The organism is Pseudomonas sp. NPDC088368, assembly GCF_044753445.1.
GTDB lineage: Bacteria > Pseudomonadota > Gammaproteobacteria > Pseudomonadales > Pseudomonadaceae > Aquipseudomonas > Aquipseudomonas bambusae.
Map to the genome: position 1 here is coordinate 97,007 of NZ_JBIVNG010000013.1, position 21,870 is coordinate 118,876.

General features: G+C 57.3%; 15 protein-coding genes and 2 pseudogenes. 9 read left to right on the plus strand and 8 right to left on the minus strand.

The window, feature by feature from the left end:
- Positions 1-82: 82 nt before the first annotated feature.
- The 3 genes from hemL to ACIQAL_RS26240 are packed head-to-tail and all read right to left on the minus strand — an operon-like array spanning position 83 to position 2,866.
- Complete coding sequence (gene hemL / locus ACIQAL_RS26230) at positions 83-1,366, minus strand: glutamate-1-semialdehyde 2,1-aminomutase (RefSeq protein ID WP_401150495.1); 1,284 nt, start codon at positions 1,364-1,366, stop codon at positions 83-85.
- A gap of 51 nt (positions 1,367-1,417) precedes the next feature.
- Complete coding sequence (gene thiE, locus ACIQAL_RS26235) at positions 1,418-2,044, minus strand: thiamine phosphate synthase (RefSeq protein ID WP_401150497.1); 627 nt, start codon at positions 2,042-2,044, stop codon at positions 1,418-1,420.
- Positions 2,045-2,068: 24 nt separating this feature from the next.
- Positions 2,069-2,866: a hydroxymethylpyrimidine/phosphomethylpyrimidine kinase gene (locus ACIQAL_RS26240; RefSeq protein ID WP_166597499.1), complete on the minus strand. Its 798-nt coding sequence runs from the start codon at positions 2,864-2,866 to the stop codon at positions 2,069-2,071.
- A gap of 328 nt (positions 2,867-3,194) precedes the next feature.
- Here ACIQAL_RS26240 and ACIQAL_RS26245 point away from each other — a divergent pair.
- The 4 genes and pseudogenes from ACIQAL_RS26245 to ACIQAL_RS26260 form a co-directional block, all read left to right on the plus strand.
- Positions 3,195-5,126, plus strand: a pseudogene (locus ACIQAL_RS26245) (7TM diverse intracellular signaling domain-containing protein); the annotation flags it as partial.
- Between the two features lie 339 nt (positions 5,127-5,465).
- Positions 5,466-7,115: an acyl-CoA dehydrogenase family protein gene (locus tag ACIQAL_RS26250; protein WP_401150498.1), complete on the plus strand. Its 1,650-nt coding sequence runs from the start codon at positions 5,466-5,468 to the stop codon at positions 7,113-7,115.
- Positions 7,116-7,302: 187 nt separating this feature from the next.
- Positions 7,303-8,799 (plus strand): AMP nucleosidase, encoded by a 1,497-nt coding sequence (amn, locus tag ACIQAL_RS26255; RefSeq protein WP_178115759.1) that lies wholly within the window; start codon positions 7,303-7,305, stop codon positions 8,797-8,799.
- Between the two features lie 63 nt (positions 8,800-8,862).
- On the plus strand, positions 8,863-9,495 hold the full coding sequence (locus ACIQAL_RS26260; RefSeq protein WP_401150500.1) for a pseudouridine synthase: 633 nt from the start codon (positions 8,863-8,865) through the stop codon (positions 9,493-9,495).
- Between the two features lie 157 nt (positions 9,496-9,652).
- Here the strand turns inward: ACIQAL_RS26260 and ACIQAL_RS26265 are convergent, their stop codons facing one another.
- From ACIQAL_RS26265 to ACIQAL_RS26275, 3 genes and pseudogenes are all read right to left on the minus strand, one after another.
- Positions 9,653-9,859: a DUF2788 domain-containing protein gene (locus ACIQAL_RS26265; RefSeq protein ID WP_401150502.1), complete on the minus strand. Its 207-nt coding sequence runs from the start codon at positions 9,857-9,859 to the stop codon at positions 9,653-9,655.
- A 45-nt stretch (positions 9,860-9,904) separates the two neighbouring features.
- Positions 9,905-10,384 (minus strand): Lrp/AsnC family transcriptional regulator, encoded by a 480-nt coding sequence (locus tag ACIQAL_RS26270; RefSeq protein WP_166597505.1) that lies wholly within the window; start codon positions 10,382-10,384, stop codon positions 9,905-9,907.
- A 375-nt stretch (positions 10,385-10,759) separates the two neighbouring features.
- Positions 10,760-11,233: pseudogene (locus tag ACIQAL_RS26275) on the minus strand (hypothetical protein); the annotation flags it as partial.
- Between ACIQAL_RS26275 and ACIQAL_RS26280 the strand changes: the two are divergent.
- The gene (locus tag ACIQAL_RS26280; RefSeq protein ID WP_401150504.1) at positions 11,147-11,965 is read left to right on the plus strand and encodes a DUF6515 family protein; all 819 of its coding nucleotides are present in this window, start codon (positions 11,147-11,149) and stop codon (positions 11,963-11,965) included. The pseudogene ACIQAL_RS26275 and the gene ACIQAL_RS26280 sit on opposite strands and share 87 nt — an antisense overlap.
- A 168-nt stretch (positions 11,966-12,133) precedes the next feature.
- Here ACIQAL_RS26280 and ACIQAL_RS26285 read toward each other — a convergent pair whose 3' ends face one another.
- Positions 12,134-13,039 carry a cation diffusion facilitator family transporter gene (locus ACIQAL_RS26285; RefSeq protein ID WP_401150506.1) on the minus strand — a complete coding sequence of 302 codons (906 nt, stop codon included), beginning with the start codon at positions 13,037-13,039 and terminating at the stop codon, positions 12,134-12,136.
- 30 nt (positions 13,040-13,069) lie between these two features.
- Entirely contained in the window at positions 13,070-13,495 is a 426-nt protein-coding gene (locus ACIQAL_RS26290) for a polyribonucleotide nucleotidyltransferase (RefSeq protein WP_401150507.1), read from the minus strand.
- Positions 13,496-13,638: 143 nt separating this feature from the next.
- On the opposite strand from ACIQAL_RS26290, the gene hrpB reads away from it, so the two are divergent.
- From hrpB to ACIQAL_RS26310, 4 genes are all read left to right on the plus strand, one after another.
- Positions 13,639-16,155, plus strand: coding sequence for an ATP-dependent helicase HrpB (gene hrpB, locus ACIQAL_RS26295; RefSeq protein WP_401150509.1), 2,517 nt, complete (start codon positions 13,639-13,641; stop codon positions 16,153-16,155).
- 300 nt (positions 16,156-16,455) lie between these two features.
- The gene (locus tag ACIQAL_RS26300) at positions 16,456-17,919 is read left to right on the plus strand and encodes a site-specific integrase (protein WP_401150510.1); all 1,464 of its coding nucleotides are present in this window, start codon (positions 16,456-16,458) and stop codon (positions 17,917-17,919) included.
- A complete protein-coding gene (locus ACIQAL_RS26305; protein ID WP_401150512.1) occupies positions 17,912-19,822 on the plus strand; it encodes a hypothetical protein in 1,911 nt (636 codons plus the stop codon). The genes ACIQAL_RS26300 and ACIQAL_RS26305 overlap by 8 nt, the downstream gene beginning before the upstream one ends.
- Positions 19,819-21,870 (plus strand): integrase, encoded by a 2,052-nt coding sequence (locus ACIQAL_RS26310; protein WP_401150514.1) that lies wholly within the window; start codon positions 19,819-19,821, stop codon positions 21,868-21,870. Before ACIQAL_RS26305 ends, ACIQAL_RS26310 begins: the two co-directional genes overlap by 4 nt.

Below are 21,870 nucleotides of genomic sequence, written 5' to 3' on the forward strand. Positions count from 1 at the left end.
AACTAACGTTTAAACAAAATAGCCGAATAACACGGTCAATCAACTGTGGGAGCGGGCAAGCGCGCTCCCACAGGATGTCGTGTTACTTCAACTGCGCGAAGGCTTTTTCGGCTGCGTCGAGGGTCAGTTGCAGCTCCGCGTCGCCGTGGGCAATGGAGGTGAAGCCGGCTTCGAAGGCGCTCGGCGCCAGATACACGCCGCCTTCCAGCATCAGGTGGAAGAAGCGCTTGAAGCGGTCGGCGTCGCTGCTCATCACGTCCTGGAAGGTAACGATCTCTTTCACGTCGGTGAAATACAGGCCGAACATACCGCCCGCCTGAGTCGTCACGAACGGGATGCCCGCTGCGTCGGCACGCTGTTGCAGGCCTTCGAGGAGGCGCGTGGTGAACGCGCTCAGTTCATCGTGGAAGCCTGGGCGGCTGATCAGGCGCAGCGTGGTCAGACCGGCTGCCATGGCCAGCGGGTTGCCCGACAGCGTGCCCGCTTGATACACCGGACCCAGCGGCGCGATGTGGGACATGATCTCGCGCTTGCCGCCGAAGCAGCCCACCGGCATGCCGCCGCCAATGATCTTGCCGAAGGTGCTCAGATCAGGCTTCACGCCGTAATAGGCTTGTGCGCCGCCGAGGGCAACGCGGAAACCCGTCATCACTTCGTCGAAAATCAGCACCACGCCGTGCTTGTCGCACTCTTCACGCAAGCCTTGCAGGAAACCCGGCGCTGGCGGCACGCAATTCATGTTGCCTGCCACTGGCTCAACGATGATGCACGCCACTTCCTGGCCGACGTCCGCGAGCATCGCCTTGACCGCGTCGATGTCGTTGAACGGCAGAGTCAGCGTGTGTTTGGCGAACGCCGCAGGCACGCCCGGCGAGCTCGGCACGCCCAGGGTCAGCGCCCCCGAACCTGCCTTGACCAGCAAGCTGTCGGAGTGGCCGTGGTAGCAGCCTTCGAACTTGATGATGCTGTCGCGACCGGTGTAACCACGGGCCAGGCGAATCGCGCTCATGGTCGCTTCGGTGCCGGAGCTGACCATGCGCACCATTTCCATCGACGGCACGATCGAGCAGACCAGGTCCGCCATCTCGGTTTCCATCGCGGTCGGCGCGCCGTAAGACAGGCCGTGCTCCAGCTGTTTACGCACGGCGTCCAGCACGTCCGGGTGGCTGTGGCCCAGAATCATCGGCCCCCACGAACCCACGTAATCCACATAGCGCTTGTCGTCTTCGTCGGTGACATAGGCACCTGCTGCGTGTTTGAAGAACAGCGGAGTGCCCCCGACGCTCTTGAACGCACGAACCGGCGAGTTGACGCCGCCGGGGATGTGTTTCTGTGCGTTGGCGAACAGGGTTTCAGAACGGGACATGATGAAGGTCTCTGCTTGAATCGAATGAGGGTAAGTCGGCCCGACGAAGAGTCAGGCCGATTTGAACAGGTCGTTGAAGGCGCGAGCGCGACGGGTGACTTCTTGCGTGTTTTCCGCGCCAAACAGGCCATGCACCACCGCCAGCAGGTCGGCGCCATGGGCCACCAGCGGGGCCGCGTTTTCCAGCGTGACGCCGCCGATAACGGCAATCGGCAGCGATATACGCTTGCGTGCGTCAGCCAGCATTTCGAGGCTGCATGCAGGTGCGCCGGGCTTGGTGTTGGAGTTGAAGAAACGCCCGAACGCCACATAGGTCGCGCCGTCGGCCTTGGCTTTTTCCGCCAGTTCGAGCTGTGCGTGGCAGGTAGCGCCGACGATGGCCTTGTGACCGAGCAGGGCGCGTGCGTCGGGCAGCGAGCCGTCAGTCTGGCCGAGGTGCACGCCAACGCCGAGGCGTGCAGCCACCTCGGCGTCGTCATTGATGATCAGGCGGGTCTTGTAGCGGTCGCACAATTTCAGCAGTTCCGAGGCCTCACGCAGACGGCGGGTCTCGTCACCGGATTTGTCACGGTATTGCAGCAGGGTCACGCCGCCATCAAGGGCGGCCTCGACGTAGGACAGGAATTTGCCGGCCAACAGTTGGCTGTCGGTAACGGCATACAGGCCACGCAGTTTCATCGGGGGTGCCTCTTGTTCGTGGCGTTACGAGCAGAAATCCAGCGGCAAACGACGAGGAACGAACTGGCCTTTGCCCAGTTGCTCAGCGTCGCGCAACGTGCGCCAAGTGTAGTCCAGGGCGGTTTGCACAGCGCTGATCACGTCTTGCCCGAGGGCCAGTCGACCGGCCAAAGCACTCGCCAGCGTGCAGCCCGAACCGTGGTAGCTGCCGGGTAGGCGCTGACAGGTAAAGGTGCGCGATTCGCCGTTGCGAATGTACAGCCGGTTATGGACTTCGTGCTCGTCGCCATGGCCGCCGGTGATCAACAAGTGTTCGCAGAACGGCAACAGCTTTTCGGCGCACTCGTCGGCGGTGCCTTCCGGCAGCTCGGCCAGAATGCGCGCTTCGGGCAGGTTTGGCGTGGCAATGGTGGCCAGCGGCAGCAACCGCTCGCGCATCGCATAGCCGACTTCATCCTTGCCCAGTCGCCCGCCGCCACCGGCACGCAGCACTGGGTCGCAGACCAGCGGCAGGTGCGGATTCGCTTGCAGCAGTTCGACGACGGTGTCGACCATCTCCAACGAGCCGAGCATGCCCAGCTTCACCGCCGCGACCTGCGAATCGTTGAGCACGGCATTGGCCTGAGCCAGCACCCACTCGCGATCCAGCACGCGAAAATCGGTGACGTTGACGGTGTCCTGCACGGTCAGCGCGGTGACCGCAGGGGCGGCATGACAACCCTGAGCGAGCAGGGCTTCAATATCTGCCTGCAAGCCGGCGCCGCCACTGGGGTCGTGGCCGGAGAGACAGAGGACAACGGGGCGGGAGCTATAGATATTCATGGTGCGCGAGCTTACCACTAAAGCTTTTGCCGGGCCGCTGGTCGGCGGCAGATTTTTCTCCGGCAATCGCTTGCGCCCTCTAGCACGGGCCTGGCCGGCGTTATGATGCCAGTCATCTTAAAGGGGTCACGAAAGTCTGATGTGTGACGATACAGATGGTGTCACCCAGCTATCAGTCGCTATGCTGTCGGCTGTAAGTCTTATTTCTGCCTGAAGAGTGAATGCAAGTGCGTTGCCTGTTGAGCCCCCTTTTCGCCTCAAACTTGACGTCGTTTCCCACAGATCGGGGGAACTGCATGGCCGCCCCCATGAATGTCGGCGGTGTTGTATGCGCGTTCTGCTGACGTTGTTGTTGATCCTGCTGCCCTCGTTGGCCAGCGCGTTGGAATTCGACGAAACCACGCGCACCTTGTCGCTGGGCCGTGCGACTCAGGTGTTCGAGGACCCGAGCGGTTCGGCGACGATTGAACAGGTAGCCTCGCCCGAAGGCCAGGCGCAGTTTCACGCGCTGGATGCCGGTGCGCTGAACGCCGGTTACTCCGAGTCTGCCTTCTGGTTAAAGGTGCAATTGACCTATAGGCCCGCGAACCCGGTGGCCTCGGCCGACTGGTTGCTCGAACTCGCCTACCCACCCATGGACCACGTCGATCTGTACATGGCCAGCGAGACCGCCGAGCCGAGCCTGACGTGGAGAACCGGCGACATGCTGCCGTTCCAGAGCCGTCAGATAAAACAGAACAACTACCTGTTCGACCTGAACCTCAAGGCCAACGAGAGCAAGACGATATACGTTCGCGTCGCCAGCCATGGTTCCGTTCAGGCGCCGCTCAATCTGTGGGCCAGTCACGCCTACATCGAAGATCAACCGTCGCGGCTGTATATCCTCGGCATGATCTACGGCGTGTTGTTGGTGATGCTGGTCTACAACCTGTTCATTTACGTGAGCGTGCGCGACACCAGCTACCTCTATTACATCCTCTACATCACTTGTTTCGGGCTGTACCAAGTGTCTGTCAACGGTGCCGGTATCGAATACCTGTGGCCGGACAACCCGTGGTGGGCCAACGTCTCCACGACGTTTCTGATTGCAGCGGCGATCCTGTTCGCCAGCCAATTTGCGCGTAAGTTCCTGCAAACGCCGGGGCTGGGGCGTTGGCTCGATTCCCCGCTCGTGCTGATGATGCTGTGCGCCGCCGTCATCATGATTCTGTCGTTGACCATGGATTACGGCATCGCACTTAGGCTGGTGACCGGGCTGGTTCTGTTGTTTACCCCGGTCATTCTGCTGATTGGCATCGTCGCCTGGCTGAAGGGGCGTCGCGTTGCCCGTTATTTCATCTTCGCCTGGTCGGCATTTCTGTTGGGCGGGGTGATCAACGCGACCATGTTGCTGGGGCACTTGCCGAACAATTTCTGGACCATGTACGCCAGCCAGATCGGCTCAGTCGTGGAAGTCGCACTGCTGTCGCTGGCGCTGGCGGACCGCATCAACACCATGCGCGACCGGCAGACCCAGATCATGGCGCAGTCGAGCAAGGAACTGGAAACACTCAACCAGCAACTGGCGGTCAGCAACCGGCTCAAGGATGAATTCCTTGCCACCCTGACCCACGAACTGCGCACCCCAATGAATGGCGTGATCGGTTCCCTGGAGCTGATGCAGATGGAGGTCTGCGACGAAGAAATCGCGCTGTACCGCCAGACCGCTGCGGATTCCGCGCAGAACATGATGGGCATCGTTAACGGCATTCTCACCCTGACCGAGCTGCAAGCGGGGCGTATCGGCGTTCAGCGCGAAGCATTCAGCCTGCGGCATTTACTGTTTCAAGTGCGCAGTACGTTCGAACCTTTGGCTCGGAACAAGGCGCTGTCCCTGAGTGTCGAGCTGGACGAAACCTTGCCGGACAGCTTGCTTGGGGACTCTCTGAAACTGCGTCAATGCCTGGATTGCCTGCTGGACAACGCCATCAAGTTCACCAAAAGCGGTGCGATCAGACTGTGCGTGGGTGGACATGCTCACGACCAGCAAGTGCGTTTGCTGCTGGACGTGATCGACACCGGTATAGGCTTCGTGAGGCTGGACGAAGACACGCTATACGCCAACTTCTATCAGGTCGACGGCTCCATGACCCGCGAGTACGGCGGCCTCGGGATCGGTCTGGCGATCTGCCGCAAACTGATCGAGCTGCAGGGTGGGCGCTTGAGTCACCAGTCAGAACCGGGCATTGGCAGCCAGTTCCGGTTGAGCGTGGACGTTGAGCGGGCGACGTTGTCGGTCACCTAGGCGTGACTGATGCATTGTCTTCGCTGCCGTCGTTCCTCCGGCGTCTCCTACAGGATTTGTGGCGTATTGGAGTTTCGCGTACACCCTGGGTATTGCGGCGTTGGACGCAGATATCGCCGACGACAAGTCCGCTGTGGGAGACGCCGGAGGCACGACGGCAGCGACGGGGTGGATCAGGCGAAAGCAGATCATGCTCACCCAACGGCAAACCCGCCGTGATTTAGTCGGCTATGGCACTTTTTTCGGTGTCGCGTGCGTGATTCACTGGCTCACATCTGCGCCATTGCCGTGCACCGATCCGAACCGGAGGCCGCCATGAACCTGCATCAGTTCGCCGAAACCCACGACGTCACCAATCAGCCGCCCTCGCTGGACGGGACGAACCTTTACCGCATCGACCTGCCGCTGCAAGAGTGGTCCAGACGCTACGGCGCGGGCTGGGCGGAGTCGAAAATCGATGCCTATGGTGCGCTGGCAGGCGGTCCGCTGATGGAGGCCGGCTTTCTCGCCAATCAGAATAAACCCGTCTTTGCGAGCCATGACCGTTACGGCCATCGCATCGATCTCGTGGAGTTTCACCCCGCGTATCACCAGTTGATGCAAACGGCGGTCGAGCACGGCATCCCCTCATTGCCCTGGACCGATCCCCGCGAAGGCGCCCACGTCGCCCGCGCGTCCATGAGCTACCTGCACAGCCAGGCGGAGGCGGGGAGTGGTTGCCCGCTGACCATGACCTTCGCCAGCGTTCCCGCCTTGCGTTTGCAGCCGGATCTGGCCGACGTCTGGCTGCCGAAAATCCTCGCCACCCAGTACGACCCGCGTAACGTCGGCATCGCCCACAAGGCCGGGGCGACCATCGGCATGGCGATGACCGAGAAACAGGGCGGGACCGATGTTCGCGCCAACACCACTCGCGCCTATCCCGTCGGCCAGCCCGGCCCCGGTCAGGCGTATGAGCTGGTCGGCCACAAGTGGTTCTGCTCGGCACCGATGTGCGATGCCTTTCTCACGCTGGCGCAGACCGACAAAGGCCTGACCTGTTTCCTGCTGCCACGCCATCGTCCGGACGACACCCGCAACGAGTTCTACATACAGCGCCTGAAGAACAAACTCGGCAACTGGTCGAATGCGTCCAGCGAAGTCGAATTCCGCGGCGCGCTGGCGTGGATGGTCGGCGAAGAAGGGCGCGGTGTGCCGACCATCATCGAAATGGTCGCCATGACCCGCTTCGATTGCATGACCGGTTCCAGCGCGTTGATGCGTCAGGCGCTCACTCAGGCAGCCCACCATTGCGCGCACCGGGCCGTCAGCGGGCGAGTGTTGAGCGAACAGCCGCTGATGCAGAATGTGCTGGCCGATCTGGCGCTGGAAAGCGAAGCGGCGCTGGCGCTGACCCTGCGCATGGGCCGCTCGCTGGAGCGGCTGGACGACTCTCACGAAGCACGTTTCGCGAGGCTGGTCACGGCGGTGGGTAAGTATTGGATCTGCAAACGCGCCCCGGCCATGATCAACGAAGCCGCCGAATGCATGGGTGGCGCGGGCTACGTCGAAGACACGATCTTGCCGCGTCTTTATAGAGAGGCGCCGGTCAACTCGACGTGGGAAGGCTCGGGGAACGTGCAGTGTCTGGACGTGCTGCGTGCCTTGTCGAAAGAACCGGGCGTGCTCGACGCGCTGTTCGATGAACTGGGCGATGGCCATGGCGACGCTCGACTGGCCGCGCACATCGATCAATTGAAAACCGCGTTCAAGGTCACCGCCGACATCCAATACCGTGCCCGGCAACTGACCGAAGACATCGCCGTCGGTTTGCAGGCCAAGCTCTTGCTGGAGGCGGGGAACTCGGTGGTTAGCGACGGGTTTATCGCCGGGCGTTTGCAGCATCCGGGACGGGTGTATGGCGCGTTGCCCCGTAGGGTGGATGTGGAAGCGCTGGTGGCGCGTTCAACCCCGCCGATTGGCTGACCGACATCTCATACGTGCCGCTGATCTACTGTAGGAGCGAATTCATTCGCGATGCGGTGGCACAGCCGATACAGCTGCATCGCCAGTACCGACGTATCGCGAATGAATTCGCTCCCACAGGGGAATACCGCCTCCCGTTGGTGTTTCATCAACGCCGTTCGTGCCTTCCCCCGCCGTTGCAGGCAAGATGGAGCCTTGCAAGATCAGAAGGATGCGCATCGTGACTGAAGCTTTCATTGTCGTAAAAACTGCCGAGCAAGCTGTGGACCGGCTTGCCGAGCTGCACGGACGTGCGACCACTGCGTTGAGCCAGGCGCTCAAGCGTTACCTCAAAGACCGCGTTGAACCGGACGCCGACGAGCGTCTGCAGTTCCGCTACCCCGAATTGCGTCTGACCTACCACTGCCACGGCGAAGTGCCGCTGACCACCCGCGCATACGCCAAGGTCCAGCTGCCGGGCACCTATAGCGTCACCGTCACCCACCCGGCGGCGTTTCGCAAATACCTGATCGAACAGCTCACGCCGCTGATGAACGACTTCACCGTCACGGTCGAAGTGGGCGTCAGCGTGCAGAACATTCCGTATCCGTATGTCGTCGAGCAAGGCGATGAGCTGGCAGGCACCGGGGTGACCGCTGCGACCCTGGCTCGCGTGTTCCCGAGCACCGACTTGTCCGCCGCCACCGATGGCATCGCCGACGGTCTCTATGACTGGGCGAATACCGACCCACTGCCGCTGGCGCTGTTCGACGCCGCTCGCGTGGATTTCTCGCTGCGTCGTCTGGTGCATTACACCGGCAGCGACTGGCGCCATGTGCAGCCCTGGATTCTGCTGACCAACTACCACCGCTATGTCGACCAGTTCATCGTTCATGGCCTGGAAAAGCTGCGTGACGATCCACGTTTCGTGAAGATGGTGCTGCCGGGCAACGTCGTCGTCGACAAGAGCATGGACCACGGCGAGGCGCAGGCCATCGTGTCCAGCGTGGTCTGGCACCGTTACCAGATGCCGGCCTATCACCTCATCGCCGAAGACGGCCATGGCGTGACGCTGGTCAACATCGGCGTCGGCCCGTCCAACGCGAAAAACATCACCGACCACCTGGCCGTGCTGCGTCCGCATTGCTGGCTGATGATCGGCCACTGCGGCGGCCTGCGTCAGTCGCAGACCATCGGTGACTACGTATTGGCTCACGCCTACATGCGCCGCGACGGCATTCTCGACCGTGTACTGCCGCCGAACATCCCGATTCCAGCGCTGGCCGAGGTTCAACTGGCGTTGCAGGAGTCGGCGGCACAAATCACCGGCGAACGTGGCGATGACCTGAAAAAGCGTCTGCGCACCGGCACCGTGTTGACCTACGACGACCGCAACTGGGAACTGCGCTGGGCGCAAGAACGCCCGCTGATCAATCTGTCTCGTGCTGTCGCCGTGGACATGGAAAGCGGCACCATCGCGGCTCAGGGTTATCGTCTGCGGGTGCCGTACGGCACGCTGCTTTGCGTGTCCGACAAACCGCTGCACAGCGAAATCAAACTGCCGGGTTCGGCCAACGCCTTCTATGAGCGCGCTGTGACCCAGCATTTGAAGATTGGCATCGCCGCGCTGGACCTGATGCGCACGCAGCTCAACTCGCTGCACTCGCGCAAACTGCGCAGCTTCGACGAACCGCCGTTCCGTTGAGGCTAGGCGTTTAGCGAAAGGGCCACTAAAGTGGCCCTTTCTGTTTCCGCGCCTTGAGTTGTCATGTCCCGTCATCAACGCCCCGTTTCCCGCCGTCCTGCGCCTGGCCCTTCCAGTGCGCCCCGTCGCGTCGCCAAGGCCCCGCCTGCCGAGCCTCGTTTGATTCTGTTCAACAAGCCGTTCGACGTGCTGACTCAGTTCAGCGACGGGGAAGGGCGTGCGACCCTCAAGGACTTCATCGACATCCCCGGTATCTATCCGGCCGGGCGGCTGGACCGCGACAGCGAGGGTCTGTTACTGCTGACCAACGACGGGCAATTGCAGGCGCGAATCGCCGACCCGAAACACAAACTGGCCAAGACCTATTGGGTGCAAGTCGAGGGCGAACCGAGCGACGAGCAATTGCAAAAGCTGCGTGACGGCGTCGAACTGAACGACGGCCCGACCTTGCCTGCGCAGGCTCGGCAGCTGGACGAGCCTGAGCTGTGGCCACGCAATCCGCCGGTGCGGTTTCGCAAAAGCGTGCCGACGAGTTGGCTGGAACTGGTCATCAAGGAAGGGCGTAACCGGCAGGTGCGCCGGATGACGGCGGCAGTAGGGTTGCCGACCTTGCGACTGGTGCGGGTGCGGATTGGCGACTGGAGCATTGAAGGGCTGGATCAGGGACAGTGGCGGGAAGTGCCCGCGAAGCTGTGAGTATTGCGGATTGCTCACTGCCCTGACTGCTGGCGCCGACCCACTGTGGGAGCGAATTCATTCGCGAGACGTCGGCATGGTCGGCGCATTTGTGTCGGATGTACCACCGTTTCGCGAATGAATTCGCTCCCATAGTTTGATCTGCGTTTGCTTGGGGTCAGGAGTGCTGCTCAAGATACGCAATCACCACGCTCTTGATCACAAACGCCAGCACGCCCAGCCCCAGTACACCGAACAAAATGATCGTCCCGAAGCGTCCAGCCTTCGACTTCTTGGCCAGGTCCCAGACGATGAATCCCATGAAACCGATCAGCACGGTCACCAGAATGGTCATCATCCATTCTTCGAACACCTCGGGTTCCATGGTCGTCTCCTTCGAATCGGTCGCGCGGGGTGAATTGAACGGGAATCAGCTTCTCAGGTGCACCAGCGGCAATTCGGTGCTCGCCAGCACCTGATTGAGCACGAAGCTCGAACGCACGCTGGTCACGCCGTCGATACGGGTCAGGTGGCCCAGCAGAAATTTCTGATAGTGGTCCATGTCCGGCACCACGACCTTCAATTGATAGTCGGCGTCGACGCCCGTCACGAGGCTGCACTCCAGCACTTGCGGCAAGCTGCGGATTTGCTGCTCGAAGTGTTCGAAGCGGTCCGGGGTGTGACGGTCCATGCCGATCAACACATACGCCGTCAGGCTCAGCCCCAGCTTCTTGCGATCCAGCAGAGCCACCTGACGAACGATGTAGCCGTCGTCTTCCAGCTGTTTGACCCGCCGCGAGCAAGGCGATGGTGACAGACCGATGCGCTCGGCCAGCTCCTGGTTGGAAATGCGCGCGTCACGTTGCAGTTCGGCCAAAATACTCAGGTCATATCTATCGAGCTTGCTCACGACGGGTACCTTTATGAGATCGATTGCGCCGAATTATTCATCCGAAGGGAAAAATTGCGCAAGTGGTGTTTTCATCAGCAACATTCGCAATCCTGTGTCGCACGCTCAGGCCTATTCTTTTAACCAGAATCACTGCCCGGACACAGCGTCCAGCGCGGCCCGCCGAATCAGGCCAGCCGCGGCCTCCAATCCGACAGGGTTGACCAGGCCACCGGGCTACGCACTGTCCAGAAGACGATGCGAGGTGAGCCGGCGCCAAAAGCGTCGAGCCAGGACGAAGTATTCGAAAGAGGGCCCCCCAAAGGGCCCTCTTTTTTTGTGCACGCTTATAGAGTGCTGCGAACGGCGCACCCATAATGCAGTCCTACCATCAAGTATCCGCGCCGCAGTGAGGAAAGCATGAACATGCGCATCTGGCGTTTGGCAGGTGTCAGTCTTTTGGCCTTGAGCATCAGCGCTCAGGTGTTGGCCGACGATAACAATCAACAACAGCAGCGCAATGAGCAACGCCAGCAACAGCAGCGGGGCTTCGAGCAGCGGCAACAGCAACAACAGCAACAACAGAACCAGCAGCGCAGCTTCAATATGGATCAGCAGCGCGAGCAGCAGCAACAACGCCAACAGCAACAGCAGCAATACCAGCAGCAGCGCCAGCAGGAACAGCAGAACCAGCAGCGGCAGATTCAACAGAATCAGCAACAGCGGGCGGATCAGCAACGCCAGCAGCAGGACCGTGAGCGCAACCAGCAGCGTCAGGATCAGGTGCAGGAACAGCAGCGCCAACAACAGCGCCAGCAGGAGCAACAGCAACAGCAGCAGCAACGTCAACAGCAGCAACAGTTGCAGCAGCGTCAGCTGCAAGACCGCCAGGGCAATCTGCCGATTCAGAGTCGCCCGGACACCGTGGTGCAGACGCAGCAGCCGCGTCAGGGTTTCTATCGTGATCAACCTCGGGACAACAATCCGTGGCGCGGCGGTGATAACCGTCCCGGCAACAACGGTCGTCCCGGTGGGCACGGCGATGGATGGGGCGGCGGGCCGCGTTATCGTCCGGGGTATGAGATAGACCGGATGCCGGGCGGCTACTCTCGCGTGCCGTATCACGGCAGCGATTATTTCTACTCAGGCGGCTATTGGTATCGCCCGCAAGGTCCGCGTTATGTGGTCGTTGCGCCGCCACGGGGTGTGCGTGTGCGGTATTTGCCGGACTACGCTCAGCAAGTATGGCTCGGCAGCGCGCTGTTTTTCGTCGCTGCGGGCACCTATTACACCTACGAGCAGAGCTCTCAGGAATACGTCGTCGCCGAACCGCCGCAGGGCGTGGAGCCGGTCTATTCGCCGGAACAGCAGGTGCAGCAACAGCAACCTGCCGATCCGTACGATGTGGTGGCCTACCCGGCAAATGGTCAGACGCAGCAGCAGGTCGAGCAGGACCGTTACGACTGTTACCGCTATGCCGTGCAGCAGAGCAACTTCGACCCGGCCGCCGCGACCTATCAGCCCGCGCCGGAAGTGGTCGGGATTTATCGTCAGGCCATGGCAGCGTGTTATGCAGGGCGGGGGTATAGCGTTCAGCAGTGAGGCTGAATGATCGGTGATGCCCTCAGGATGCCTGCTCGGTTGCCCCCTGTGGGAGCGAATTCATTCGCGAAGCGGTGGTAAACCCGACACCCATGTGTCGCCCATGCCGACGTATCGCGAATGAATTCGCTCCAACAGAGAACACCATCGGTTCGAGGGGTTACTCCTTCAATTCATCACCGGGCTGTTCGCCCGATTCACCACTTCCTGCGGGTCGGCGTGCACCAGCACTTCGGCCTTGGGGAATTCGGCGATGATCGCCCGCTCGACCTGCTCGCACAGTTCATGCGCCACCAGCAGCGTCAACGCGCCCGGCAATTCCAAGTGCAGCTGCACAAACCAGTGATTCCCTGAAATCCGGGTGCGCAAATCATGAGCGCCCAATACACCCGGCACGCCTTGCGCCAATTCCAGCATCCGCGCACTCACGCCCGGTTCAAGCTCGGCGTCCATCAGCACCGACACCGTTTCTCGCGCAATCGATATCGCGCTCCACAGGATGTAGAACGCGATCACCAGGCCGAAATACGCATCCAGTTGGTCATACCCGAAATACGCCAGCCCCAACGCAACCATGATGCTGGCGTTGAGCAGCAGGTCCGAGCGGTAGTGCAGCGAGTCGGCACGAATCGCTGCCGAACCGGTTTCCTTGACGACCTTGTACTGAAACATCAACAGGGCGACAGTCAGCGCGATCGACAGCACCATGACCAACAGGCCCAGCGCCGGTGCGCCCAACGCCTGAGGATGTTGAATGCGCTCTATGGCCTGAAAGCCGATCAGAAACGCACTGACCGCGATGAACAACGATTGCGCCATGCCCGACAAGGCTTCGGCCTTGCCGTGCCCGTATCGATGGTCTTCATCTGCCGGACGCAGTGCGTAATGCACCGCCAGCAGATTGAGGAACGACGCTGCGCCATCGAGCAACGAATCGGTCAGGCCAGCGAGCAGACTGACCGACCCGCTCAACCACCAGGCAATGGCCTTGGCGATGATCAGAATGCTCGCGACGGCCAGCGACGCGCGGGTTGCCAGGCGCAATAACCGGGCGTGTTCAGGGCTGCTGCTCATGGCGCTTCCTTCAATCTAACCTCGAAAACATCAGGCGGACGGCACCAGACCCAGCGACGCCAGTTGCTCGACGCTGCCCTTGTGCTGGATCAGGCGCGGATCGTCCAGCGGCAGGTTGCGGCCCAGTTCAGTCTTCAGAATGGCTTGCAGTCGCAGGTTGTCCACGGTGCCATCGGTGCGCACGGCCGGTTGCAACTTCTCCGGGTCGATTTGCGCTTGCTTGCCGTCTGGCAGGTAAATCGCGCCGGTGGCGAAGTCCACGCCAAACGCGATCACGCCGGGCAGGATGTAGAACAGCAGGCCAATGGCGTCGAGGACCACAATGGCCGGGTCCATGCGACCGCTGCCTTGAATCTGGCCGCGACGTTCAGGGTAGAAAATACTGCCGCACGCGGTCAGTTGGGCCAGCAGGCTGACGACCAGGGCACCGCCAATCAAACGGGAAGGAATGCGCATGAAAATCTCCTCAGAGGAAGTCGCAACTATACAAGGCAAATGCCTAAGCAATAAGACTATCCAACGACGGAGACGGTTCTGTGTTGAGAGAAACAAAGCGGCGGCGCGCGCCCGTATAATCAGCGGTCTGTTTTGGAGCCCTCATGATTTCTCTGCCCATTGATGCCGTCCTGCCTGCCTTGCGTCAGGCCCTTGTCGAACGTGACGAAGCCGTCCTCGAAGCGCCGCCCGGCGCGGGCAAGACCACGCGCGTGCCGTTGGCGCTGCTGCAGGAGCCGTGGCTGGCGGGGCAGACGATTCTGATGCTCGAACCCCGGCGTCTTGCGGCCCGGGCGGCGGCGGAGCGGTTGGCGTCGGAGCTGGGCGAGAAGGTCGGGGAAACAGTCGGCTATCGGATTCGTCTGGAGAGCAAAGTCGGGCCGAACACGCGCATCGAAGTGGTCACCGAAGGGATTCTCACCCGTCGTTTGCAGGAAGACCCGTCGATGGACGGCGTCGGCCTGCTGATCTTCGACGAGTACCACGAGCGCAGTCTCGACGCTGATCTCGCCCTGGCCTTGAGCCTCAATGGTCGCGCCCTGTTTCGTGACGAGCAGCCGCTGAAGATTCTGCTGATGTCGGCGACGCTGGAAGGCGAGCGGCTGTCGAGCCTGCTCGACGATGCGCCGGTGATCAGCAGCGAAGGCCGCATGTTCCCGGTGACGATGCAGTGGGGGCGGCCGTTTCAACCGGGCGAGTTCATTGAACCGCGAGTGGTGCAGACTGTACTCGACGCGCTGGGCAACGAGACTGGCAGCCTGTTGGTGTTTCTGCCGGGACAGGCGGAGATTCGTCGCGTCAATCAACAGCTCGCCGACGCTTTAGGTGAGCGCAGCGACGTGATGCTTTGTCCGCTGCATGGCGAGCTGGACCTGAGCGCCCAACGCGCGGCCATCGAACCGGCCCCGAGCGGCAAACGCAAGGTGGTGCTGGCGACCAACATCGCCGAAACCAGCCTGACCATCGATGGCGTGCGGGTGGTGGTCGATGCCGGGTTGGCGCGGGTGCCGCGTTTCGATCCGGGCAGCGGCATGACCCGGCTCGACACCCAGCGCATCTCCCGCGCCAGCGCCACGCAACGGGCCGGTCGGGCAGGGCGTCTGGAGCCGGGCGTGTGCTATCGGCTGTGGTCCGAGGCCCAGCATGATCAACTCGCGGCGTATGGCACGGCGGAGATTCTTCAGGCGGACCTCGCCGGCCTCGCATTGCAGCTCGCTCGTTGGGGTGTTGAGCCTGCGCAACTGGTCTGGCTCGACACACCGCCCGCCGCCGCATACGCTCAGGCGCAGGATTTGCTCGGTCGCCTCGGCGCTTTGACCCGCAAGCCGGGCGAGGACTGGAAGCTTTCAACACATGGTCAAGCGATGGCCGAAGTGCCTGCTCATCCGCGCATCGCACATTTGCTGCTGCGCGGCCAGGCTTTGGGGCTTGGCGCGCTGGCCTGTGACGTCGCCGCGCTATTGGGCGAGCGCGACATTCTGCGTGGCGCAGGTGCCGATTTGCACAGCCGCCTGACATTGCTCGCAGGCTCTGAAAAAGCCGGGCGCGGTGCGCAGGGTGGTGTGCAGCGGGCCAAGCAGCTGTCGCGGCAATATCGCGGCTATCTAAAAGGGGCGTCGACGCAGCCTGTTTCTGATCCCGATCACCCCCGCTGGCTGGGCGCCTTGCTCGCCTTGGCTTACCCCGATCGCGTCGCGCAACAACGTAAGGCGGGTGGCGGTGAATACCGATTGGCGAACGGCCGCGCTGCGCTGTTCGCTGAGCCCGATGCGTTGATGAAGGAACCGTGGCTGGTGATTGCCGACCTCGGCAGTCGGCAGGGGCAGCGTGAAGAACGGATTTACCTGGCAGCGGAGTTCGATCCGGCGCTGTTCGAGTCGGTCCTGTCAGAGCAAGTGACCACGTTCGATCAAATGGACTGGGACGAGCGTGAAGGCGTGTTCCGCGCCGAGCGTCAGCGCAAGGCGGGTGAGTTGATCATCAGCCGCGAGCCGCTGACAGGGCTAGATGAATCAGCACGCAGCCAGGCCTTGCTGGCGCTGGTGCGACGCAAGGGACTGGAATTGTTGCCGTGGACGCCGGAACTGCGCCAATGGCAGGCGCGGGTCAGCCTGTTGCGCCAACTGGACCTGCAAAAACAGAACAGCAGCGAATGGCCAGATATCAGCAACGAGGCGCTGCTTGAGCGTCTGGAGCATTGGCTGATGCCGTACCTGGGCAAGGTCACGCGGCTTAGTCACTTCGGCAATCTGGACCTCTCGTCGATCCTGCACAACCTGCTGCCATGGCCGCTGCCGCAGCGACTGGACGAACAGGCGCCGCACCATTTAAGCGTGCCGTCGGGCTCGTCTGTGCGACTGGACTACAGCGAAACCCCGCCAATCCTCGCCGTGCGCCTGCAAGAGCTGTTCGGCCTGTCCGACACCCCGCGCATCGCGGGCGGCCGACAGATCGTCAAACTGCACCTGCTCTCGCCTGCGCGCAGACCGGTGCAAGTCACACAAGATCTCGCCAACTTCTGGCGCAGCACCTACGCCGAAGTGAAGAAGGATCTGAAGGGGCGCTACCCCAAGCTATTCCATAAGTTGGACCCTTGGGTGGAATCGCTTAAGGATAAATGATTGACACATTCCGCAGTTTCCATAGCACCTAACACCAACGATTGACGTGCAGATTGAGCGCCAAGTCAGAGCATCCTGACTTGGCCGAATTCGCGAGCCGATCAAGTCATGCGTAACGATCTCGAACGAGGTTTGGAGTTCGCCGTTAACATCTTGCAGTCCGCGATACGTGGTGCTCATCTCGTACCTACGCGCCTGTTTCAGAGCATCTAAAGCTCGACCCTCAGTAACTGCATCGTGTTCGGATGCATCGCAAGCCGCAAATCAGTAACGTGAATTCAAGCTCATCTGAGGTGATTCATGTCGTTTAGCAATCCATCCCATAAAGGCCGTCTGGCGTTGATATCCTCGGTTAAGGACGTCTCGGCCATTCTTCGATCCTACCCCTTCGCAGGAGCCAAGCCTGTACGGCTTGAGGGCAGCGATCTCTTGGTGATGTACCAAGGTCAAGAAGTTGAAACATCACTTGGTGACACCACATTTCATGTGCCATTTCTGTTTCATAAAAGCGGGATTCCCTGGCATGAGGCTAATGACTATCTTCTGCAGTCGATTAAGAATAAAACGCATAAGAACTTACGAAATGACGACTTGCGGCGGATAGCCGGGAGATTACTAGATTATTTGATGTTTTGTGAGGCGCGGAATTTAGATTGGCTAGATTTTACTGGTTCAAGACCAGCTTTTAGGCCAACTTATAAATATTTTGACTATCTCGTTAATCAAAGTGGTAGGGGTAACGCGGTAATCAATCAGTATACCGCTGCGATCTATGAACTTTATAAATATGTCTCAAGCTCATGGCATGTTATCGACATTAATCGGGTTGATACAGTAAGGGATATCAGTTTTTTCGTTAAGTACGGTGAGGGGGGAACGGTAGTGTCTAGAAAAAAGCGTGGTCAAACGCTTAGTGTTCCACCCAAAGGCCGGGTACCACTTGGCTTCGTACTTGAGGATGGTGAGTTTTTAAGGCCTCTTGCAAACTCTGAGCTTAGCTGTCTTTTGAAATTGCTCTCGAGTGAGAAAGAATGGCCTATGCAAGAGCGTCTGATACTGCTCATGTCGTTGATGACTGGGGCTCGTAAGCAAACCATCTTGACTATGCGCCTTCGACACTTAGAGGCATTTAACCCAAGCAAACTCTTGCTGGAGGGGGCGTATAAGCTGCACGCGGGGCCTGGTACGGGTATGGACACGAAAAAGGGTGTCCCTCAGATCCTATATGTTCCGAAGCAATTAGCAGAAGAGGTATTGGTTTTTTTTAAAAGTCCATTAATGACTGCTCGCCGTGCAAAGCTTCGTTCAAATATTGAGACCTCAGGTTATCAGTGGGTCGAAGAGGATGCTTATCTGTTTATTTCTGATCAGGGGAACTGCTGCTACATGGCTAAAGATGATCCTCGCTACCGTGAAGTCAAGTCTCGGCAGACAGGGCAAGTGACGGATAATATGAGGCGCAAGCTTATAGGCAGCCAGGAGGCTGAGTTTCCAAAAGATTTCTCTTTTCATTGGTTGCGGGCTACTTATGCTTATCAACTTTATCAACGGTTACAAAAGTTGATAGGCAATGGAATGTTGAAGCCTGGTGAAGACATTCAGTTTATTCAGAGACGGATGCACCATCGATCCAGGAAGACCACGGAAGACTACTTGAAGCTATTCCTTATGTCACAGGAAACAGTTGTCGCGCAAGAGGTCTGGGAGGGAGTTCTTTTTAATGGTAGTTATGATGTTTTGAATGTAGGGAAGGATGATGTCTGAAGGCTTTGTTTTACGTCCAGCAGTTACTGTGCCAAGAGGGGAGGGCTGGAGTGAATTCTCACATCCAGAGCTATTACAGATCCAGCTCTCGAAACAGGTCCTGACCAAGCCACTTGATATCGGCTGTTTGGCATACAAGAAAAGAAGTGGCGAGAATAAATCTAAAAATTTAGCCGGTACACCCGTTGTGCTGGCTAGTCTCGATGTTAACCGCCGGGATTTAATAATTGGATTGTTAGAGGCATTTGTTGGGCTTGGCGATCAGGCGATGCTAACAAGATTCAGGCATCTTACCTATTTTTTTGATTGGGTAGACGCCCAAGACAGTCTGTGCATTCTAGGAGGTCCGAGTGATGCGCAACAGATATATCGGGAGTTTACTGACTACCTAAGGGCAAAAATAGCGCAAGGGGCTATCAAACCAATTACTGCATCTAGCTATCAAGTCTCAGCGATTATTGTCTTTGGTATCTTATATCCAAGTGTGAGCAGTCATATTGTGGCAGGTGCTTATAGAATAATAGGTGTAAAAGAGTCTCTGGCGCCTCGTGAGAGCCTTGTGTTGAACTACCAAAAAGCGCTGTCCGAAATTGCAGCTGGGTGCGCATCTATTATTTTGCACAACAAACCGTATCCGACTAGTTTTGCAGTCGCGGGTCGAGATGTAACGATATTTGCCGCTAGGGCGGGCATAATTGGGCCGTTTGCAAAGTGTCCACCGGTATTTAATTTAGCTGAGAAGAGAGTTTCCACATTTGAAGAGTACCTCGGCGCCTCTAATAAGGAAAAGTTCAGTCCTGCTGAGATTTTCCAGATCAAAGCGCATATAGCTAGCGCAAACCGACAATGCGTTGAAGCTAACAGCGATCCTAGACATTGGCTCAGAATAAAGATAGCAATTATTTCGCTCAAAGCATATGCGGGTTTGCTTTTGTTGATCACTGGCGCTTCACCTACCGAGTTTTCGCAGTTTTCATACGAAGATGCTCTTGGAGTGGTTAAGTCTCCTTTGAAAAAAGAGCTATCAGCCGTGAAGTTTCGCGCCGCCGGGAAGGCTACTCTTTACAATCTCGGTCGCGGGAGTGGCGTCGAAGTGCTTCGGGATTATCTGAAAATTAGAGCTTGGATATTAGGCGGTAAACAGTTTGATCAACTTTTTTTTCTAGTTTCAACCGATAGGACCAGCCTGAAGCCATTTCCTACATCAGGTGTGATGGCAAAATTTCATAATGCTATATCCGGATTGTTCATTGATCCTGTTGCGAGTATGCCAACGCCGCGTGAGATGCGAAAGCTAAAAAGCAATGTACTCCATCGAAAAAAGTTTTCGCCATCTGTCATCGCTGATGTATTGAATCATACAGAGCAGGTGAATTTGTCGACCTATTCTGAGGCCTCTCCTGAGCAGCAAGGTGAGGAGTTGAGGAAATATTGGGAAGCAGTCCGTCATGCTGCGAATAAGATTCTTAGTAAACAAGAATCGGCTTCAGTGCAAATAGCAGTTCCAACTATAGCAGGGCACTGTAGTGAGTTTAACTCCCCAATTATATTGGACTCTAATAGTGCATCTTTGATTAAATCGGCATGTAACACCGGCTTTGGGTGCGTGTTTTGCGAGAATTACGTTTTTCATGCCGAAGAGTCTGACTTGCATAAGCTATTGAGTATGCAATATGTGGTAAATAAGATTAGAGGTGTTGCTGCAGATTCGGAGCATGCTGAGCTGACTTATAAAAACTTGTCTGTCAGAGTGGAATATATTATAGCCACTTTGGCTGGTCGCTCCGAGTCTATGCAGAGATTGGTAGAGGACGTCAAGAGGACTGTAAATGAGTATGGAATACTGACAGCATTTTGGGAGCGTCGTCTCTCCAACTATGAGTATATAGGGGTGATTTCGTGAGTGGACGTCTAGAGTCAGTTAGCGTGTTTTCTGCATGTGGGAATTTGGAGCAAGAGTCACAGCCCGACATCGCTGTTCAATCAGATCGCCCCCCTTCTGTAAGTTTTGTGCTCTGTCGAGATGCCAGTGGTCGTGCAACCGCTATCTATGGAAATGATGTGTGGGATTTTAATCCTTACAGACTTTCCGCTAATAGAATCGGAACCTTAATATTCTCTAAGGTGTTTCCTTCTGCTGGAGCCCAAGAGCGATCGTTGATAGATGAAGCTAAGTTTATATTATATAAGATCATTTATTTTTCTGGTGGGGGGGTGATAGGCGTGTTGAGCCCGTCTACGTTGAACCAATATTGGTTAATAATAAGAAAAATGATGGTGTTTTGCCATGAGCAACACCGCAGGCCCCTAGTGGGGTACTTGTCAATCCAGCAGTTGTTGACTGTTAAGGTGTACATGGATGCTTTTATACGAAATCATGTGTTTGGTAATACGATAAAGACTTTGTCAGCGGTAATGACTCAGCTTGTTTCAATAGGGGTGGGCCGTTTAGGATTTGTTGTTGTTGACCCAAAACTTTTCGATCTGAAAAGGCCCGAGTCAAATCAGCATCCTATCATTCCAACAAGTTTATATTTAAACATAATAAATGAATCTGCTGTTTTGATTGATCAGCTTTACAAGGGGGTTGGCGCATATGAGTCATTCCTTCAATGCTTTGCTGATGAGCATTATGGTATTAGCTATGAAGCCCAAAAGACTAGGCGGCTTGGCGGGATGAAGAACTACCGCCCAGATATGCTTCAGGCCCTGAAAGATCACAATCTGGAAGCGGTATTTTCGCTGGAATTCGAATGTACAGAGAAGCGAAGCTTGCAAGCAGTGCTTGCTAAGATGTTACTGGTTGTGAAAACTGTCATTCATCTCTATACGGGCATGCGTGATCAGGACGTTATGCGTATGGATTATAACTGCATTAGTCAAGAGGTTTTTAGACCGGATTTGATAGATGAGTCCGGTGTGATACGGGATTCAGCGCAGTATTTCTCCGTTCTGTCGACATCTACTAAGTTTGCTGGGTACAGAAAGGAAGGCCGATGGTTCGCTACGTTCGAAGTGGTCAGGGCTATTACTATCGCCCAGGCAATTTGCAGGGGGCTGGCGAAGCTCTATAATATTAATTTCACAGATGCACCGTTATTTCTGAATCCTTCGATAGTAGGCTACCGTAGAGGCAAGCCCGAAGTCGCGGTGGGGAATATTTCACTTGTGCACTACACAATTGCCTCTTTCCAAAAGCTAACAATTACTCCTAATGATTTGGTCGAGCTTGCTGAAAGTGATCCGAAGCAAGACTTCTATAACCAATCCAGCTTTGCTGTTGGTCAACCATGGCCCTTGACCAGTCATCAGTTTCGAAGGTCGCTGGCTTTTTATGGGAGCAGCAGCGGGTTCTTGAGCTTGCCTACGCTGCGCTCTCAGTTTAAGCAGTTGACAAATGAGATGGCGCGGTATTACTCAAATGGGTTTGAAAATTTAAAAACGATTTTTGGATACTATGATGAGGTCGAGAAAGATTTTGTAGTTCCTGGTAATCATTTTGCTTTTGAGTTTCAAATGGCTCTGCCTATGTCGATTGCCAATGAGCTAATCTCTAATCTTCTTACCGAAAGTGATCCACTGTTCGGCGGGACGGGTTCGTATATCGAAAAACAGAAGAGGATAGCCATAGAGGGAAAAATCAACATACAAGAACTCCGCAGTGAAACCGAGCGGCGCGTTAGGCAAGGTTTAATCAGTTACCGACCGACACTGCTGGGAGGCTGTACGAAAGTTGGAAGATGTGATGATTTCGTCTTGGGTAATTTTGTAGCATGCCTATCCTGTGAAAACGCAATTATTAAGCCGGATAAAGTAAAGGCGCTTATTGAAGACCTGAACGTTGAGATTCAGCTTTATAAAGAGGGTGAAGGAGAGCGCATGATTTTGAGTAAGATGTTGGAGGAGTGTTTTGCATTCCTAGGTAGATTTATAAAGTCCAAGGAGTTGTGA

What these genes read in the sequence shown, in the direction of transcription:
- ACIQAL_RS26300 (WP_401150510.1), top strand. Translation starts at nt 16,456, where the DNA reads ATGTCGTTTAGCAATCCATCCCATAAAGGCCGTCTGGCGTTGATATCC.
- ACIQAL_RS26250 (WP_401150498.1), top strand. Translation starts at nt 5,466, where the DNA reads ATGAACCTGCATCAGTTCGCCGAAACCCACGACGTCACCAATCAGCCG.
- ACIQAL_RS26285 (WP_401150506.1), bottom strand. Translation starts at nt 13,039, where the DNA reads ATGAGCAGCAGCCCTGAACACGCCCGGTTATTGCGCCTGGCAACCCGC.
- ACIQAL_RS26265 (WP_401150502.1), bottom strand. Translation starts at nt 9,859, where the DNA reads ATGGAACCCGAGGTGTTCGAAGAATGGATGATGACCATTCTGGTGACC.
- ACIQAL_RS26240 (WP_166597499.1), bottom strand. Translation starts at nt 2,866, where the DNA reads ATGAATATCTATAGCTCCCGCCCCGTTGTCCTCTGTCTCTCCGGCCAC.
- hemL (WP_401150495.1), bottom strand. Translation starts at nt 1,366, where the DNA reads ATGTCCCGTTCTGAAACCCTGTTCGCCAACGCACAGAAACACATCCCC.
- ACIQAL_RS26260 (WP_401150500.1), top strand. Translation starts at nt 8,863, where the DNA reads ATGTCCCGTCATCAACGCCCCGTTTCCCGCCGTCCTGCGCCTGGCCCT.
- hrpB (WP_401150509.1), top strand. Translation starts at nt 13,639, where the DNA reads ATGATTTCTCTGCCCATTGATGCCGTCCTGCCTGCCTTGCGTCAGGCC.
- ACIQAL_RS26305 (WP_401150512.1), top strand. Translation starts at nt 17,912, where the DNA reads ATGTCTGAAGGCTTTGTTTTACGTCCAGCAGTTACTGTGCCAAGAGGG.
- thiE (WP_401150497.1), bottom strand. Translation starts at nt 2,044, where the DNA reads ATGAAACTGCGTGGCCTGTATGCCGTTACCGACAGCCAACTGTTGGCC.
- amn (WP_178115759.1), top strand. Translation starts at nt 7,303, where the DNA reads ATGGAGCCTTGCAAGATCAGAAGGATGCGCATCGTGACTGAAGCTTTC.
- ACIQAL_RS26290 (WP_401150507.1), bottom strand. Translation starts at nt 13,495, where the DNA reads ATGCGCATTCCTTCCCGTTTGATTGGCGGTGCCCTGGTCGTCAGCCTG.